This window comes from Acidovorax delafieldii 2AN, assembly GCF_000175235.1.
Classification (GTDB): Bacteria; Pseudomonadota; Gammaproteobacteria; order Burkholderiales; family Burkholderiaceae_C; genus Acidovorax; species Acidovorax delafieldii_B.
Genome location: NZ_ACQT01000625.1, coordinates 1 through 566, shown reverse-complemented (window position 1 = coordinate 566; position 566 = coordinate 1). Strand labels below are relative to the sequence as shown.

General features: G+C 72.8%; 1 protein-coding gene. It reads right to left on the bottom strand.

Features of this window, described 5'->3' with window-relative positions; all coding sequences use genetic code 11:
- Nucleotides 1-3: 3 nt before the first annotated feature.
- The coding region (locus tag ACDELDRAFT_RS23425; protein WP_005801998.1) for a TolC family protein at nt 4-566 on the bottom strand (563 nt) is incomplete at its 5' end.

Sequence of the window (566 nt, the reverse complement as noted above, 5' to 3'; positions counted from 1 at the left end):
AGGCTATTGCGCGGCCGCCGCCACCTGGGCCGGAGCATCGCCCCAGCCCCCGCCCAGCGCGCGGATCAGGCCGACGGTGGCCATGTACTGCGCGGTGCGCACCTGCAGTTCCTGGCGACGGTTGCGCAGCTCGCTGCGGCGCGCATCCAGCAGCTCCAGCTGGCTCACCAGGCCATTGCGGTAGCGTGCGTCGGACAACTGCGTGGCGCGGTGCGCCGCCGTCACGGCCCGTGCCTGCGCCTGCGCCTGGCCCGACAGCAGGCGCAGCGATGTGAGCTGGTCTTCCACGTCGCGGAAGGCGTTCAGCACCTGGCCGCGGTGATCGGCCATGGCGGCTTCGAGCCGCGCCTTGGCGCCTTCGATCTGGGCGTTGCGCTGGCCACCATCGAACAAGGGCAACGACAGCAAGGCCCCCACGCCCCACGCACGGGCAGACCATTTGAACAGGTCGCCCAGCTCGGGCGATGCGTGGCCGGCACTGCCGGTGAGCGTGACGGCCGGGAACCATGCCTTCTGCGCCACACCCACGCGCGCCTGCGCCGCCAGCACCGCCGCCTGGGCGGCCG